The sequence below is a fragment of the Micrococcaceae bacterium Sec5.1 genome (assembly GCA_039636795.1).
Taxonomy (GTDB): Bacteria; Actinomycetota; Actinomycetes; order Actinomycetales; family Micrococcaceae; genus Arthrobacter.
The window spans coordinates 1,554,206-1,569,346 of sequence record CP143430.1 but is presented as its reverse complement, the minus strand read 5'-3'; the positions used below and the strand labels follow the sequence as shown (position 1 = coordinate 1,569,346).

Below are 15,141 nucleotides of genomic sequence, written 5' to 3'. Positions count from 1 at the left end.
AATTCCCTTGTTGTACAGCCGCCCCCAGGCGGCGTCCAGGCCAACCGGCATGTGCCGGCAGCCACGCATTCCGCAGTACCCCCATACGGCGGCGGAATTTTCAGTCCCTAAGACTATCCCACGCACCGCACGAGTAGCCAAGGAAACCCGAGATTGAACTCTCCATTGGCTGTGACAGCCTATGGCCTCCCCCGGGCAGGTGGCGATGGGGAGAACTCCCCTCGCCCGCTCATCAGAATTCTAGGTTATTCCATCGATTTGCTAAATGCTACCGATCCTCTCTCACGTCCCACCGGTTTCTGGCCGATCCTCTCTCACGTCCAACCGGTTTCTGGCCGATCCTCTCTCACGTCCAACCGGTTTCTGGCCGACGCGCGGGAGTTCCGTTGAGCAGCCTTGATCGTGTCTTCTTCTTCGCGGGGCATGAGGCTTGCCTCGGGAAAACCAAGGACCGCAAACTCCCGACGTCGGGCTTAAGCTTTCGCGGCTAAACCGGTAAGGGCGGGACGTGAAAGAACGATCGCCAAAAACCCGCAGGACGTGAGAGAAGGATGCCCAAAAACCCGCAGGACGTGAGAGAAGGACGCGCAAAACCCGCAGGACGTGAGAGAAGGACGCGCAAAAACCCGCAGGACGTGAGAGAACGTTAGTCCAGAACCAAGCCCTTGCCGCGGCCACGGGCGAGCATCACGGGGTGGATCTCACCGAAACCACGGACATTCTCGGACTTTTGCGGGACCAGCACGAAGCGTTCGTCCTGTCCGAGTGCAGCAGCGGTCATCGCATCAACCAGCACCGTCCCCGGCTGGGCCAGGGTGGTCAGCCGCGCCGCAAGGTTCACGGTGGGGCCATAGATGTCGCCGAGTCGGGACAGGATGCGACCCCACACCATGGACACCCGGGCCTGGGGCAGGATCTCGTCCTCCGTGAAGGCTTGTGCCAGAGCGAGCGAAATTTCCGCGCCCGCAGCAGGGGTCTCGGCAATATAGAGAACTTCGTCGCCCACGGTCTTCACCAGGCGCCCGCCGCCCACGGAGATGATCTCGGCGCATTTGTTCTCGAAGCGCTGCACCATTTGGGCCAGGGTTTTCTCGTTCATCCGCCGGGAGAGGCTTGTGTAGGAAACGAGGTCGGCGAACCCCACGGCACGCGCCAAAGGCAAAGGAGAATCGTCCTCGTCCCCTTCGCGGCCTTCTTCGCTCGCTTGCAGGCCGGCCTCGGCACGAACGGCAAGCCGCTGAACACCGGCATTGAGCTGACGACGATACGAGTAGACCAGGATCTCTTCCAGGGAATCCACCAGCGCCGGCAGCTGGCCCACCAGTTGCTTGCGGGCCACGGCATCGGGAATCCCCTGCTCCTGGACCATGTCTTCAACCAACGCCTCGATCTGCCAGACCACCATACGGTCCGTCATCTGGCCGATAGAGCGGGTAACGGATATGGCAGCTTCCTCGGTGAGGATCCCCGCGCGGACAAGGTCAAGAATGGTGGACAAAGCTGCTTGGTCACGTTCGGTGAAAGCGACGTCGTCGTCGCCGAAGTTGGGGAAGCCTAAAGCCCTCCACAACTTCCGAGCGGAAAGAATGGAGACACCGGCACCTGCAGCAACTTCACGACGGCGGAGCTTGCGTTCGCCACCAAGCAACCTCGCCTCAAGCGCTTTAATCGCCAGGCGTTCGGCGGACATCACGCCGGTGGGCGGGCCGGTGGTCACGGGCGCCTGGATGGGCGCTGGTTCCGTGTCCTCATCCACTGAAGGTTCGGGTACGGCGTCGAACTCCTCGTCCAGGTCCTCGCCGGACTGCTGATCCTCAACGCTCATCTCTTCCACCTTCTCTCAATTCCCACGGCAACCCATCAAAATCCGACAGGACTTCACCCTCAAAAACCCCACCCTTGGGCAGTTCATCCATGGCGTCAAGAATGAAGCCCCTGAATTTTCCGACCTCCGGTACGTCCGTCAAAACGGCTTCGCCGGAGGGCCCGGTATCCAAGGATATATTCCCGGAGTGCAATGTCCGCTGCAGCAGGTTCTGGTGGACCCCCACGCTGCGAACCGCCATCAATGACACCTGCCAGTCACCGCGGCGAAACATTCCATACTTGGCAATTATCCGGCGGCTGGTCAGGATGAACCTGACTGAACGCCATTTCAACAGCCGCTTCACGCTGTAGGCCACCAGGACGAGCGCTGCCAGGCCCACACAGGTACCCACAAGCCATGGCGTCCATTCCACTGTAATGAACGGGGCAAGGCGCTGCGGATTTCCTTTGACGATCCATGCACAGGCGTACGCCGCCAGGGCAGGAATCACGATGAAGGCCAGCGTTGGCAAGAACAGCGAGCGGGCCTGTTGCCGCGTGATGGTGATGACCTGCTCCCCCGGAAGCAACTCTTTACGCATAACCGCTTTCCGTGGCGCGCAGATGCACCACATCACCTGCCGTCACAACATGTTCCCGGCCGCCGTGGTCCACCACCAGGAGCGATCCGTGCTCGTCCAAACGGGAGGCATGTCCCACTATTTCGTGGTCGCCGGGCAGGTGCGCGCGCACTTCGCGTCCCAAGGTGACCATTGCCGACTCAACGCGCTTATGCAGCGAGGGGCCACCTGCCAACCCTGCCGCGGGATCGCCTTCTGAGTTGCAGAAGCTGCGGTAAAGCCTGCTGAAGCGGGAAAGGTAGCTCTTCAGCAGCGCGGTGCGGTCCGTCGTCGTGGCCCCTTCCAAGGCCAGCGATGTGGCGGTTGGTACCGGCAATTCATCCTCCGCCAGCGAGACGTTGAGGCCAACGCCCAGGATCACTGCAGGGACCGACCCGTCGCCCAGTGGCGTCATCTGGGCCAGGATTCCGGCGACCTTCCGTCCATTAATCAGGACGTCGTTGGGCCACTTGATCTCTGCAGTTATGCCGGCCGTTTCCTGCAATGCTTCGCGCAGGGCAACAGCTGCAAGCAGTGAGAGCCACGAGTAACTCTGCGTCGGCACGGGCATGCCTTCGGCTGTGACGGGTCGCAGCACCATGGAAACGGAGACGGCGGAGCGCTCGGGCGATTCCCAGTGCCTGTCCAGCCGTCCGCGTGCCGCCGTCTGGTGTTCGGCGGTCAACACAGCAAGGTCGGCCCATTTTTTGGGCTCCGAAGTTACGGCACGCACGAGGTCCTGATTGGTGGATCCCGTGGACTCGACAATATTCACTTGGGAAATTCCGGTTGCCGACAGGAAATCAGGCTGGAGCAGTGCCTCGCGGTCCAATGACGGCCGGTCTTCCCCTGGCCTGGGGTCGAGGGGTTCGCTGCTGGCAGGCTGTTCGGCATCCATAGCTGAATCCTATCCAGTTGCGGCCCGCAGAACTTGCCCGAAACATGGGAATCCGCTTAGAGGAAGATGTCTTGCACCAGGCGGTCCTCAGGCGCGCCGAGGCTGTATGGCGCAAACTCCTTCACACCGGCAGCCCTGAGGACTTCTTCGTCGGTGTAGAAGTTACCCGAACCCGTGACACCGTTGGCGCCGGTCAGCACAGCGTGCGCAGCATCTGCCATGATCTCCGGTCCGCGGGCGGCCTTCACAATCTGCTGCCCGCCAGGCATGTTCCGGATCGCCGCGGTATCGATCAGGGTGCAAGGCCAGAGCGAGTTGACCGAGACGCCGTCGTCCTTAAGCTCCTCGGCGAGTCCCAGGGTAGTGAGGCTCATTCCGTACTTGGCCATGGTGTAGGCCAGATGCATCCCGGCCCATTTTGGATCGAGGTTCAGCGGTGGCGACAGCGTGAGGATGTGCCCGTTCCCGGATTCCCGCAGCGCAGGGAGGGACAGCTTGGAGAGCAGGAAGGTTCCACGGACGTTGATGTCCTGCATGAGGTCGTAACGCTTCATGTCAATTGCATCCGTGCGGGAGAGGTCAATCGCTGACGCGTTGTTGATGACGACGTCGATTCCCCCAAAGCGCTCGACGGCGGCACTCACCGCCGCGGCGACGTCGTCGTCATTGCGTACATCGCCCACGAGCGGCAGCGCCTGGCCACCTGCCGCAACCAGTTGATCGGCCGCTGTGAAGACGGTTCCTTCCAGTTTCGGGTGGGGTTCTCCGGTCTTGGCCATCAGGACGATATTGGCGCCGTCGCGTGCGGCACGGGTGGCGATGGCCAATCCGATTCCACGGCTGCCTCCGGACATGATGATGGTGCGGCCCTTGAGTGAACCGCTGGCTACATAAGGGGTTGGAGTCATGCAGACACTCTAACCCAAGTATGTTACTGACGGGTAACATAGCGACAGCTTTGGCTTGGGCGCTGAAAATTGTAGGGTTTCTACAGCGGTTCGCGGCAATGGCGTCACTAGACTGGCCAGCGGGGCCTTTTCTTTGTACGGAAGCTACTTAAGTCAGCTACTTGTTCGCAACAGAACTGCGCCAGCGAAAATCAGCTACAGAGCCGGAGACACTTGATGAGCCACGATCTGACAACGACAGCGGGAAAGATTGCAGACTTCCGCGACCGCCAGGCCCGTGCAGAGCAGCCTTCCGGCCCGGAAGCGATCGAAAAGCAACACGCACGCGGTAAGAACACTGCCCGCGAACGCATCGACCTCCTGGTCGATCCCGAATCATTCGTTGAGTTCGACGCCCTCGCCGTCCACCGCTCCACAGCCTTCGGCATGGAGAAAAAGAAGCCCCTGGGCGACGGCGTCGTCTCCGGTTACGGCACAGTGGACGGGCGCCTCGTTGCCATCTACAGCCAGGACTTCAGCGTCTACGGCGGCTCCTTGAGCCAGGTCAACGGCGAGAAGATCGTCAAGGTCCAGGAATTCGCCCTCCGCAACGGCTGCCCCGTGGTGGGCATCAACGACGGCGGCGGCGCGCGCATCCAGGAAGGCGTGGCCTCCCTTGCCATGTTCGCGGATATCTTCCGCAACAACGTCCATGCCTCGGGCGTCGTCCCCCAGATCTCGCTCATCATGGGCCCGTGCGCCGGCGGCGCCGCCTACTCCCCCGCGCTGACCGACTACGTGGTCATGGTGGACAAGACTTCCCACATGTTCATCACCGGCCCCGATGTCATCAAGACCGTCACGGGCGAGGACGTGGATATGGAAACGCTGGGCGGTGCCCGCCAGCACAACGCCACCACCGGTACGTCCACTTACCTTGCCTCCGACGAAGCCGATGCCATTGAATTCGTCCGCGAACTCCTGGACTTCCTGCCTTCCAACAACCTTTCCGAGGCGCCGGTTGTAGAACACGACCAGGAATTGGAACTCGACGACGACGACCTCGCCTTGGATGGACTGATCCCGGATTCGGCCAATCAGCCGTACGACATGCGCAAGGTCATTGAGCAGATCGTGGACGACGCCCACTTCCTTGAAATGCAGTCGCTGTATGCCCCCAACGTGATCATTGGCTACGGGCGGGTCGAAGGTCACACCGTCGGCATCGTTGCGAACCAGCCGATGCAGTTCGCAGGCACCCTGGACATCTCCGCATCCGAGAAAGCCGCACGGTTTGTCCGGCACTGCGACGCTTTCAACATCCCCATCATCACGCTGGTGGACGTGCCCGGCTTCCTCCCCGGCAAGGACCAGGAATTCCAGGGAATCATCCGTCGAGGCGCCAAACTCCTGTATGCCTACGCTGAGGCCACCGTGCCCAAGCTCACCGTCATCACCCGCAAGGCCTACGGCGGCGCATACATCGTGATGGGCTCCAAGAAGCTCGGCGCAGACCTGAACCTCGCGTGGCCCACGGCCCAGATCGGCGTCATGGGCGCCCAGGGTGCGGTGAACATCCTCTACCGTCGCGACCTCGCAGCGGTTGCCGAGGCCGGCGGCGATGTCGAAGCCAAGCGCGCAGAGATTATCCAGGGCTACGAGGAAGAACTCCTCAACCCTTACCAGGCAGCTCAGCTGGGCTATGTGGACGCCGTCATTGCACCCTCTGACACGCGTCTCCAGATCATCCGCGGCCTGCGCGCCCTTCGCGACAAACGCGCCAGCCTGCCCACCAAGAAGCACGGGAACATCCCGCTATGAGCCCGGCTAAGCATCGGGCAGACGATAACCCTTCAGCGCCCGAACCCGTCGCTCCCATGTTCTCCGTGGTCAAGGGAGAACCCACCGCCGAGGAGCTCGCGGCCCTTGCCGCCGTCGTCGCTTCTGTCGGAGTACCCCCGACGACGGAGCCTGCAAAGCCGAACGTTCGTCATTGGGTACGCCGTCAGCAGTTGCGCCTGGACCCCACGCCGGGTCCGGGCGCGTGGAAGCGCAGCCGCGGATAGTTCGCTTCATCGCGGTGGCGCGAGAAAGTGCAACAACCCTTTCACGTGAGCCGACTCACGGTTAGGCTCTGTGGGTGACTACTGCAAACACGCCTGCACGACCCAAGACCGCCATCGATTCCGTTGCTGACGCGTACACGGAAAAGCTGATCGAACTCAACCCCAGCTTCGCCACCACGTTGGGGTTGCCGGGGCACGAGACTGAATATCAGGACTTCTCGCCTGCAGGAGCCGAGGCCCATGCGCAGGCTGCCCGGCAGGCGTTGGAATCGTTGGCGGCGCTGGAACCGACCGACGAGTCCGACGTCGTCACCCTGGACGCAATGCGCGAGCGGCTCGGCCTGGAGCTGGAGATCCACGAAACCGGCTGGGATGCTGCCGACCTCAACAACATCGCCTCGCCGGCGCAGGACATCCGCGCCATCTTCGACCTCATGCCCACGGACACCGTGGAGCAATGGGAGCACATTGCCGGCCGTGCCGCCAACGTTCCCGGCGCCATCGAGGGCTACATTTCCTCGCTTCGTGCCGCCAAGGAACACGGCAAAGTAGCGGCCGCGCGCCAGGTTCGAATCGTCATCGAACAAACTGCCCGGTACGCCGCCGAGGACGGATTCTTCGCCAAGATGGCTTCATCCGCTGCCCTTGGTGGGCAACCGCTTCCAGCAGACGTTCAGTCCAAGCTCGACGCCGGTGCCTCCGCTGCCCGATCAGCTTACGAATCGTTGGGTACCTTCCTCCAGGACGAGCTTCTCCCCGTTGCCCCGGAAAAGGACGCGGTAGGGCGGGAACGGTATGCCCTGGCCTCCCGCTCATTTATTGGCGCCGAAGTCGATCTGGAAGAAACGTATGCGTGGGGCGTTCAGGAGCTGGAACGGCTCATCAGCGAACAGGAAAAGGTAGCCGCGCAGATCAAGCCCGGCGCCAGCATCGAAGAAGCCAAAAGCATCCTCAACAACGATCCCGCCCGCCAGATCAAGGGAACGGACGCCCTGAAGGCGTGGATGCAGGAACTCTCGGACCGCGCAGTATCCGAGCTCGCAGACGTCCACTTCGACATCCCGGACGTCATGAAAACCCTCGAATGCATGATCGCCCCCACCGACGAAGGCGGCATCTACTACACCGGCCCGTCCGACGACTTCTCCCGGCCCGGCCGCATGTGGTGGTCCGTTCCCGCCGGCGAAGACACCTTCACCACCTGGTCCGAAACAACCACCGTCTTCCACGAAGGCGTCCCCGGCCACCACCTCCAAGTCGCCACCGCCACCTACCGCCGCGAACTCCTCAACAACTGGCGCCGCAACGTCTGCTGGGTCTCCGGACACGGCGAAGGCTGGGCACTCTACGCCGAGCAGCTCACGCTGGAACTGGGCTACTTAAAAGACCCGGGCGACCACATGGGCATGCTGGACGGCCAACGCATGCGTGCAGCCCGCGTCGTCTTCGACATCGGCGTACACCTGGAACTAACCGTCCCCGAACGCTGGGGTACCGGCACCTGGACGCCAGAAAAGGGCTTTGACTTCCTCAAGGCCAACCTGGACATCAGCGAAGGCCAACTCCAATTCGAATTCACCCGCTACCTCGGCTGGCCCGGGCAAGCACCCTCGTACAAGGTGGGGCAGCGGCTCTGGGAACAGATCCGGGCCGAGCTTGAAACCCGCGAAGGGTTCGATCTAAAGTCCTTCCACAGCAAGGCACTAAACATTGGCTCGGTCGGTTTGGACGTGCTGCGGCGGGCGTTGCTTGGGTGAGCTTCCGGTGTGCCACGGCCGAAGGCCGGCCATCCTCCGTGGGCTGGGTGAGCCTATAGCGGCGTAATATTTCTAAACGTCCGTTCGCTATGTTATTTGGGGTGCACCTAGCGTGTTCTTGTGAGCACCTCAAATAACATCACTTCAGCGCCTGGAAAGAGCGGCTTCCAGCTTCCCAAGTGGGCAGGATCCTTCGGCGTCCAGATCATTGCCGCCCTCATCATCGGCCTTGTCCTTGGCCTCATCGCCAAGTACACCGGCAGTACCAAGACCGCCCCCAACGGCCTCGGCGCGACCCTTCAAACGATTGGCTCCAGCTACGTCTCGTTGCTGCAGACCGCCGTCGTTCCTTTGATCTTCACCGCGGTGGTGAGCTCCATCGCCAACCTTCGCGAGGTTTCCAATGCGGCCCGCCTCGCCTGGAACACGCTGCTTTGGTTTGCCATCACCTCACTGGTTTCGGTGCTCATCGGCATCGGCCTGGGTGTGCTCCTGCAGCCTGGTGCAGCTACCGGGATCACGCAGAAGGCCGAGTACGCCGGCAAGACCGGTGACTGGTGGGCGTTCCTGATCGGGCTTTTCCCGAAGAACTTCCTCGGACTCGGCGCGAGCTCCACTGTCACGGAGGGCGCTAATGCCGCCACCACGGTCAGCACCTCCGTCAGCTTCAATGTGCTCCAGATCCTGGTGGTCGCGATCGCCGTCGGTGTCGCTGCCCTCAAGGTCGGCAAGCAGGCAGAAGCGTTCCTGACCTTCAACGCCTCCGCATTGGCCGTCATCCAGAAGGTGCTGTGGTGGATCATCCGCATCGCCCCACTGGGCACCATCGGTCTGATCGGTAACGCCGTGGCCATCTACGGCTGGGACACCATCGGCTCCCTTGGAAAGTTCACCGCCGCCATCTACATCGGCCTGGCACTGGTGCTCTTCGTCCTGTATCCGATTCTGGTCCGCGTCCACGGCCTTTCCATCAAGCAGTACTTCTCCGGTGTATGGCCGGCCGTGCAGTTGGCCTTCGTCTCCCGTTCCTCGATCGGTACGCTGCCGCTCACGCAGCGCGTTGCCGAGCGTAACCTCGGCGTTCCCTCGGGCTACGCTTCCTTTGCCGTCCCGCTCGGCGCCACCACCAAAATGGACGGTTGCGCGGCGATCTACCCGGCCATCGCAGCGATCTTCGTGGCCCAGTTCTTCGGTATCAACCTGGACTTCAGCCAATACCTCCTCATTGTGCTGGTCTCCGTGCTGGGTTCCGCTGCCACGGCAGGCACCACGGGCGCCGTCGTCATGCTCACGCTGACCCTGTCCACGTTGGGACTGCCGTTGGCCGGCGTCGGACTCCTGCTGGCGATCGACCCCATCCTGGACATGGGCCGCACGGCCGTCAACGTGGCAGGCCAGGCGCTCATCCCCGCTATCGTCGCCAAGCGCCAGGGCATCCTGGACGAATCGCTGTACAACGCGCCCCGCAATGGCGCCGCGTTCGCTGACGAGTTCGCCAACGACACGGCTGCTGCCGAGAACGAGGCGCGCGAACTGGCCGATTCCAAGGCATAGCACCAGCTGGCTTTTCGCACCGCGCAATCCCTTGGGGACTTCTCCCCCGGGGATTGCGCGGTTTAACGGCGAAAGCTGGATAGGCTCGGAGCATGTTGATCGTCACCTCCAATGAGATACCCGGCCACCGCATCGACGCCGTCTTCGGCGAAGTCATGGGCCTCACTGTCCGTTCCCGCGATATCGGCTCCCAGATGCTGGCCGGTTTCCGCTCCCTCGGTGGCGGCGAGCTGCCCGAAATGACCAGGGCACTCTACGAAAGCCGGCAAGAAGTCATGGCCCGGATGGTCAACGAGGCCCAGCAGCGCGGCGCCAACGCAATTGTCGCCATGCGCTTCGACACCTCCGAAATGGGGACCAACTGGACTGAAGTCTGCGCCTATGGCACGGCCGTTTATGTGCTTCCACTCGGCGAAGGCGAACCCGGCGCCACTGGGCAGTCCGTGTACTTGACCAAGACCGCGTCCCAGCCGGGACAAGGGCAGCAGGCACCACAGCAGGGTCAGCAACAGCCAGCACAGCCGACTCACCCTGCGCCGCAGGCACCCCCGCACCAGTTCTGACCTACTTCCCTTCGCGCCACGCGTCCCGCCCTTGTACGCTCTACTCGCAGTTGAACGGTGAATAGAGCGAACAAGTGCGGGATTCGTCGTGCCGGAGGTGAATTTTCCTGTTGCTGGCCTAGGTTTCGGACGGCGATGTTGACCGTGGTGGGTGACCCGGCAAAGGTGGGGCCTTGGATTGATATGTATGTCCGGTGGGTGTGTTGACTTCGAGTTCATGTCTGCCGCCGAGGATTGTTTTTGTGTTCCAGCCGGGGTTTTCTTTCGTGTGGTTGCATGCTTCGCAGAGTCCCGCGCCGTTGGCCAGGCTCGTGGCGCCGCCGTTGTGCCAGGGAACCACGTGGTCTATGTGGCGGATGGGCGCGTCGCAGTACGGGGTGCGGCAGGTGTCGTCCCGGGTTTCGATGAAGCGCCGCATTCCGGGTGGGAAGAGCCGGGCTTTGGAGTCCATGGCCAGCAGTTCACCACTGGCCGGTGCGGTGTAGAGGCGGCGGAGCGAGACTTTGAACTCCTTATCTTCCTTGGACTCTTGCTCGCTGGCCCCGGCCTGACCTCCGATTCTGGCCCGCCCGGTGGCCCCTGTCTGGCCGCCGCTTCCGCTCTGACCATTGATTCGCGACTCCCCGTCCGTCTGGACGGCCCCGGGTGCTGCGTTCGTCTGGTTGCTGCCTCCGGCAACGAGCGTTCTGGCCCATTCTGCGGGGACGATTCCGTAGCCCTGGAGGCGGGCTGGTTCGCTGTCGCCTTGGAAGAGGGTGCGGTCGGTCATGACGAGCTGCAGATCAATCCCGCTGATCCCGCCGGGGGTGCCGGTGAGGCGTTCGACGAGGGTGTCCGCCATGACCTGACCGCGGTTCCGGGTGTCCCCGCCGGAGCGGGCCGAATCGGCGTGCCGGGTCAGCGCGGCGTAGGCGGCGACACCCTGGGCAACGGGGAGCAGTGCGGTGAGGATGGTCATAGTGTCAGGGGCTGGGCGGAGGCTGACGTGCCGTTCGGACGCGGCATGGGCTGCTCGTTGGGTCACCGAGCGCGGGTCCCGCCGGTAAGCGGCGGCTCGTGCGGCGGCGATGATGGTTTTGTCTCCCGCGCCGTCGAAGGTACCGGTGTCGGCCGCGAGTTCCTCATCGACGGCTGCCCGGTCTTCGACGGACAGGCACGCGGTTTCCTTCACCAACAGAGTGGCGCGCCATTCGTTCAGTTGCCCGGTTTCCAGGGCGGCCATGGTGCGCGGCATTTCCGACACCAGCGCCTTGGCCAGTCCGAGGAGCCGGGACCCTTTGTTGGGTGATTCGCGCCGGGCCAACGCGATCTGCGCACCCACACCCTGACCACGCTCAGCGGAGGGGACATCCATCTCGGCCTGGGCTTGGCGCTGGGCGAGGTCGAACGCCACAGCAATCTTGGCCTGCAAACCGGCTATAGCGGACTTCATGTCTTCCAGCACACGCAACTGATCAATGAGGTCCCCGCTCACCACGCTTGCCGGAACGGGAGGGATTAAGCGAGCAGGAACACGTGGCGACGCGACTGCTGTCATTGTTTTCCCTCCCGGTTCTGCTGCATACACACACTCTTCCAGTGGGCACGGACATTATTAGCCCCCAGATTTTGCGCACAGGAGAAGCCGTGCTCGCCCCGCGTCGGATTGAGTTTGCGTGCAATGCGAACCAGATTTTTCGGCGCCCTCCCAGAAAACATTGCGCAGAGTGCAAAGTTGCACTTAGTGTAAGTATGTGACCCCAGTAAACAATCAGCCCACCCCCGTGGAGCCCGCCGAAACCAGCGGCCCTTCCCGCCGCGAGCTCAACAAGGCAGCAACTCGTGCCTCCATTGCTACCGCGGCACTGGACCTTCTACGCAGCAACGGCCCCGGCAATTTCACGGTGGAGGACATCACCGCCAGCGCAGGCGTTTCCCGACGGACCTTCTTCAACTACTTCGCGAGCCTCGAAGCTGCCCTCGCGTCCGTCGCCGACGGCTTCATGGATCGCGCCCTCGAGCAATTCCGATTGCGCCCGGCGGAGGAATCGATCCTCGAATCCGCGCAGGCCGCGCTGATGGCCCTCGCAGATCCCATGTCGGTAGCACCCATGGCCGAACTTTTCAGCCTCACTCAGGACAACCGCTCCCTGGCCCGTTCCGAACTCGAAGCATGGGAACACTGCACAGGGCAGATTATCGACGCTGCCCGCAGCAGACTCGGATCAGACACCAGCGAGCTCTACCTGCATGCCCTTGCCGGATCTGTCATCTCATGCGGCAAGGCGGCCATGACAGTCTGGTTCGCCGAGCGAGGCCCTGACCTATCGCCCGATTCGCTTGAGGTTCTTCGCCAGCACCTCATCGACGCCATGGGCCTCCTGGGAGCCGGCTTCGCGCCGTCGTCGGAAGTCACCCCGCAAGCGGCGTCAGCCGCGAACGCATCATTCCACTCCACCTCCACAGATCGGTTCTGACATGGCCTCGTTCCTCTACCGCCTGGGCAAGTTTTCTTATCGCCGCCGCTGGCTGGTCATCTCGCTGTGGCTGGCAGTCCTGGTGGCCGTGGGAGGTTCGGCCGCAGCCTTCCACGGCACCATGTCCAACAACTTCAGCATCCCCGGCACCGAAACGCAGAGAATGGCCGACAAGCTCAAAGAAGCCCTGCCCGATGCGTCCGGCGGCTCGGCGAGCGTGGCCTTCGACGCCGGAGACTCTGGTTTCGACCAAGCCAAGAAGGACGCCGTAGCCACTGCGCTCAACAAGCTCGAAGCCATGCCGGACGTGCAAGGGACGGTGAATCCGTTCACCACCCAGGACCAGTTGGACAAGGCCGCGGGCGAGATTGCTGCTGGTGAAGCGAAGGCCGCCGAAGGCAAGACGCAGATGGCCGCGGCAGGTCTCCCGCCGGCGCAGATCGAGGCCCAGCTGGCTCCGCAACTCGCTGAACTCGCAGCCGGAAAGCGCCAGCTGGAGGCCTCCCAGGGGATGCGCTTTGTGTCCAGCGACAACAAAGCCGCCATCGCCCAGGTCCAATTCAAGACCTCCATCAACGCTGTTGATCCCGCCGTCCGCAAGCAAGTTCAGGAGATCGTTCAGGGCGTATCCTCCGCGGGTGTCACAGCATATGCCAGCAAGGAAATCACCGAGGACGTCTCGCAGATCTTCGGAGTCGCGGAAATCGTCGGTGTCGCCGTGGCAGCTCTCGTTCTGATCCTTATGCTGGGCACACTCATCGCAGCCGGCCTGCCCCTCGTCATGGCCCTGATCGGCGTGGCTGTAGGCGTCGGCGGAACGTTCGCCCTAACCGGCGTGATCACCATGAGCTCCATTTCCCCGATGCTCGCTCTGATGCTTGGGCTTGCAGTGGGCATCGACTACTCCCTGTTCATCGTCAACCGCCACCGTAACCAGCTTCTGGCCGGGATGGACGGCGAGGAATCCGCAGCCCTCGCCACCGGAACATCCGGAAACGCCGTGCTGTTCGCGGGCCTCACCGTCATCATCGCCCTGGCGGCACTTGTGGTCCCGGGGCTGCCGTTCCTGGCTGTGATGGGGGTTGCCGCCGCAGCGACAGTTGCCGTCGCCGTCGTCGTGGCTTTGACGCTGACCCCCGCCATCCTCGCCTTGATCGGCCGCAGACTGATTTCCAAGCGTGCATGGGCCAAGGCTGCCAAGCACAATGCCGAGCCGGGCCACGAAGCCGCGGACCGGGCCCTGGAAGAGAAGCGCAGCAGCAGTGGCTGGGGCGGGTTGGTCACACGGCATCCGTGGGTTTCCCTCGTGGCCAGCGTGGTGCTGTTGGGCGCCTTGGCGCTGCCGGCTTCCCAGCTGCGTTTGGCACTTCCCGACGGCGGATCCGAGCCGGTCGATTCGCAAGCCTTCAAAGCCTACGACCTCACACGCAACAGCTTCGGCGAGGGCGTCACGGGGCCGATCGTCGTCGTCGCAGGGTTCCCGGAAGGCCTCAGCGAAACGGATGCCAAGAACAAGCAGTTCGACGTCGCGGATCAGCTGCGCAGCGTGGAGAACGTCACGGCCGCGGTGCCGGTGGCACTGAGCGCAGATCGCCAGACGGCCGTCTTCCAGGTCATTCCCAAAGAAGGACCAGCAAGCGCCAGCACAGTCCAGGTAGTTTCCGACGTCCGCGCCAAGGGCACCCAAATCCGCCAGGACCTCGATGTCAGCATCGGCCTCACCGGTCAGACGGCCGGCAACATCGACGTTTCCGCCAAGCTCGGGGCTGCCCTCCCGCCATACTTGGCGATCGTCGTCGGGCTTTCGCTGATCCTGTTGCTGCTGGTGTTCCGCTCGATTGTTGTACCTCTGCTCGCCACGGGTGGTTTCCTGTTGTCACTGGCTGCCGCATTTGGCGCCGTCGTGGCCGTTTACCAGTGGGGTTGGCTGGGAGCGATTTTCGACGTCGCCAACCCGGGCGCCGTCCTGAGCTTCCTGCCGATCATCCTGATCGGTGTGCTGTTTGGCCTCGCGATGGACTATCAGGTGTTCATCACATCAGGCATGCGTGAATCCTTCATGCACGGTGAGAACGCCAAACACGCTGTTCGCACCGGCTTCAGCCACGCCGCAGCAGTGGTCACGGCGGCCGCGATCATCATGGTCAGTGTATTCTCCGGCTTCATATTCAGCCACCTCACCATGGTCCGGCCGTTGGGCTTCGCAATGGCGTTCGGTGTGCTGATTGATGCGTTCGTTGTCCGCATGACCATCGTTCCCGCCGTCATGTACCTGCTCGGCGAGAAGTCGTGGTGGTTGCCAAAGTGGCTGCAGCGCATCCTGCCGGACGTGGACGTCGAAGGCGCCAAACTGAACCGCACCGACCGCCCGAAGACCGGCTCCGAGGCACTCGTCCACTAACCCTCTCTCACATCCATCGGCGATCTGACCGACGTTCTCTCACATCCACCGGCGATCTGACCGACGTTCTCTCACATCCCCCAGAAAGCCCGACGTCGGCACTCAACTTGGGTGCCGACGTCGGGCATTTCTG

Annotated in this window: 12 protein-coding genes; 7 read left to right on the top strand and 5 right to left on the bottom strand. The window is 62.8% G+C overall.

Features of this window, described 5'->3' with window-relative positions; all coding sequences use genetic code 11:
- Positions 1–646: 646 nt before the first annotated feature.
- Genes VUN82_07295 through VUN82_07280 form a run of 4 tightly spaced genes read right to left on the bottom strand, consistent with a single transcriptional unit; the run spans position 647 to position 4,232 of the window.
- The gene (locus VUN82_07295) at positions 647–1,825 is read right to left on the bottom strand and encodes an adenylate/guanylate cyclase domain-containing protein (GenBank protein ID XAS73632.1); all 1,179 of its coding nucleotides are present in this window, start codon (positions 1,823–1,825) and stop codon (positions 647–649) included.
- A complete protein-coding gene (locus tag VUN82_07290) occupies positions 1,815–2,408 on the bottom strand; it encodes a PH domain-containing protein (GenBank protein XAS73631.1) in 594 nt (197 codons plus the stop codon). Before VUN82_07290 ends, VUN82_07295 begins: the two co-directional genes overlap by 11 nt.
- On the bottom strand, positions 2,401–3,324 hold the full coding sequence (locus tag VUN82_07285) for a biotin--[acetyl-CoA-carboxylase] ligase (protein XAS73630.1): 924 nt from the start codon (positions 3,322–3,324) through the stop codon (positions 2,401–2,403). The genes VUN82_07290 and VUN82_07285 overlap by 8 nt, the downstream gene beginning before the upstream one ends.
- A 56-nt stretch (positions 3,325–3,380) precedes the next feature.
- A complete protein-coding gene (locus VUN82_07280; GenBank protein ID XAS73629.1) occupies positions 3,381–4,232 on the bottom strand; it encodes an NAD(P)-dependent oxidoreductase in 852 nt (283 codons plus the stop codon).
- Between the two features lie 216 nt (positions 4,233–4,448).
- On the opposite strand from VUN82_07280, the gene VUN82_07275 reads away from it, so the two are divergent.
- The 5 genes from VUN82_07275 to VUN82_07255 all read left to right on the top strand — a co-directional run bounded on the left by VUN82_07275 (position 4,449) and on the right by VUN82_07255 (position 10,151).
- Entirely contained in the window at positions 4,449–6,032 is a 1,584-nt protein-coding gene (locus VUN82_07275; GenBank protein XAS73628.1) for an acyl-CoA carboxylase subunit beta, read from the top strand.
- Complete coding sequence (locus tag VUN82_07270) at positions 6,029–6,277, top strand: acyl-CoA carboxylase epsilon subunit (GenBank protein ID XAS73627.1); 249 nt, start codon at positions 6,029–6,031, stop codon at positions 6,275–6,277. Before VUN82_07275 ends, VUN82_07270 begins: the two co-directional genes overlap by 4 nt.
- Before the next feature lie 74 nt (positions 6,278–6,351).
- On the top strand, positions 6,352–8,034 hold the full coding sequence (locus VUN82_07265; protein XAS73626.1) for a DUF885 domain-containing protein: 1,683 nt from the start codon (positions 6,352–6,354) through the stop codon (positions 8,032–8,034).
- A 120-nt stretch (positions 8,035–8,154) separates the two neighbouring features.
- Positions 8,155–9,588 carry a dicarboxylate/amino acid:cation symporter gene (locus tag VUN82_07260; protein XAS73625.1) on the top strand — a complete coding sequence of 478 codons (1,434 nt, stop codon included), beginning with the start codon at positions 8,155–8,157 and terminating at the stop codon, positions 9,586–9,588.
- Between the two features lie 92 nt (positions 9,589–9,680).
- Entirely contained in the window at positions 9,681–10,151 is a 471-nt protein-coding gene (locus tag VUN82_07255; protein ID XAS73624.1) for a YbjQ family protein, read from the top strand.
- A gap of 118 nt (positions 10,152–10,269) precedes the next feature.
- On the opposite strand, the gene VUN82_07250 is transcribed toward VUN82_07255, so the two are convergent.
- Entirely contained in the window at positions 10,270–11,688 is a 1,419-nt protein-coding gene (locus tag VUN82_07250; protein ID XAS73623.1) for a DUF222 domain-containing protein, read from the bottom strand.
- Positions 11,689–11,884: 196 nt separating this feature from the next.
- Here VUN82_07250 and VUN82_07245 point away from each other — a divergent pair, with 196 nt between their 5' ends.
- On the top strand, positions 11,885–12,607 hold the full coding sequence (locus VUN82_07245) for a TetR/AcrR family transcriptional regulator (GenBank protein ID XAS73622.1): 723 nt from the start codon (positions 11,885–11,887) through the stop codon (positions 12,605–12,607).
- 1 nt (position 12,608) lies between these two features.
- Positions 12,609–15,008 carry an MMPL family transporter gene (locus VUN82_07240; GenBank protein XAS73621.1) on the top strand — a complete coding sequence of 800 codons (2,400 nt, stop codon included), beginning with the start codon at positions 12,609–12,611 and terminating at the stop codon, positions 15,006–15,008.
- The last annotated feature ends 133 nt before the right edge of the window (positions 15,009–15,141 follow it).

What these genes read in the sequence shown, in the direction of transcription:
- VUN82_07295 (XAS73632.1), bottom strand. Translation starts at nt 1,825, where the DNA reads ATGAGCGTTGAGGATCAGCAGTCCGGCGAGGACCTGGACGAGGAGTTC.
- VUN82_07290 (XAS73631.1), bottom strand. Translation starts at nt 2,408, where the DNA reads ATGCGTAAAGAGTTGCTTCCGGGGGAGCAGGTCATCACCATCACGCGG.
- VUN82_07285 (XAS73630.1), bottom strand. Translation starts at nt 3,324, where the DNA reads ATGGATGCCGAACAGCCTGCCAGCAGCGAACCCCTCGACCCCAGGCCA.
- VUN82_07280 (XAS73629.1), bottom strand. Translation starts at nt 4,232, where the DNA reads ATGACTCCAACCCCTTATGTAGCCAGCGGTTCACTCAAGGGCCGCACC.
- VUN82_07275 (XAS73628.1), top strand. Translation starts at nt 4,449, where the DNA reads ATGAGCCACGATCTGACAACGACAGCGGGAAAGATTGCAGACTTCCGC.
- VUN82_07270 (XAS73627.1), top strand. Translation starts at nt 6,029, where the DNA reads ATGAGCCCGGCTAAGCATCGGGCAGACGATAACCCTTCAGCGCCCGAA.
- VUN82_07255 (XAS73624.1), top strand. Translation starts at nt 9,681, where the DNA reads ATGTTGATCGTCACCTCCAATGAGATACCCGGCCACCGCATCGACGCC.
- VUN82_07250 (XAS73623.1), bottom strand. Translation starts at nt 11,688, where the DNA reads ATGACAGCAGTCGCGTCGCCACGTGTTCCTGCTCGCTTAATCCCTCCC.
- VUN82_07240 (XAS73621.1), top strand. Translation starts at nt 12,609, where the DNA reads ATGGCCTCGTTCCTCTACCGCCTGGGCAAGTTTTCTTATCGCCGCCGC.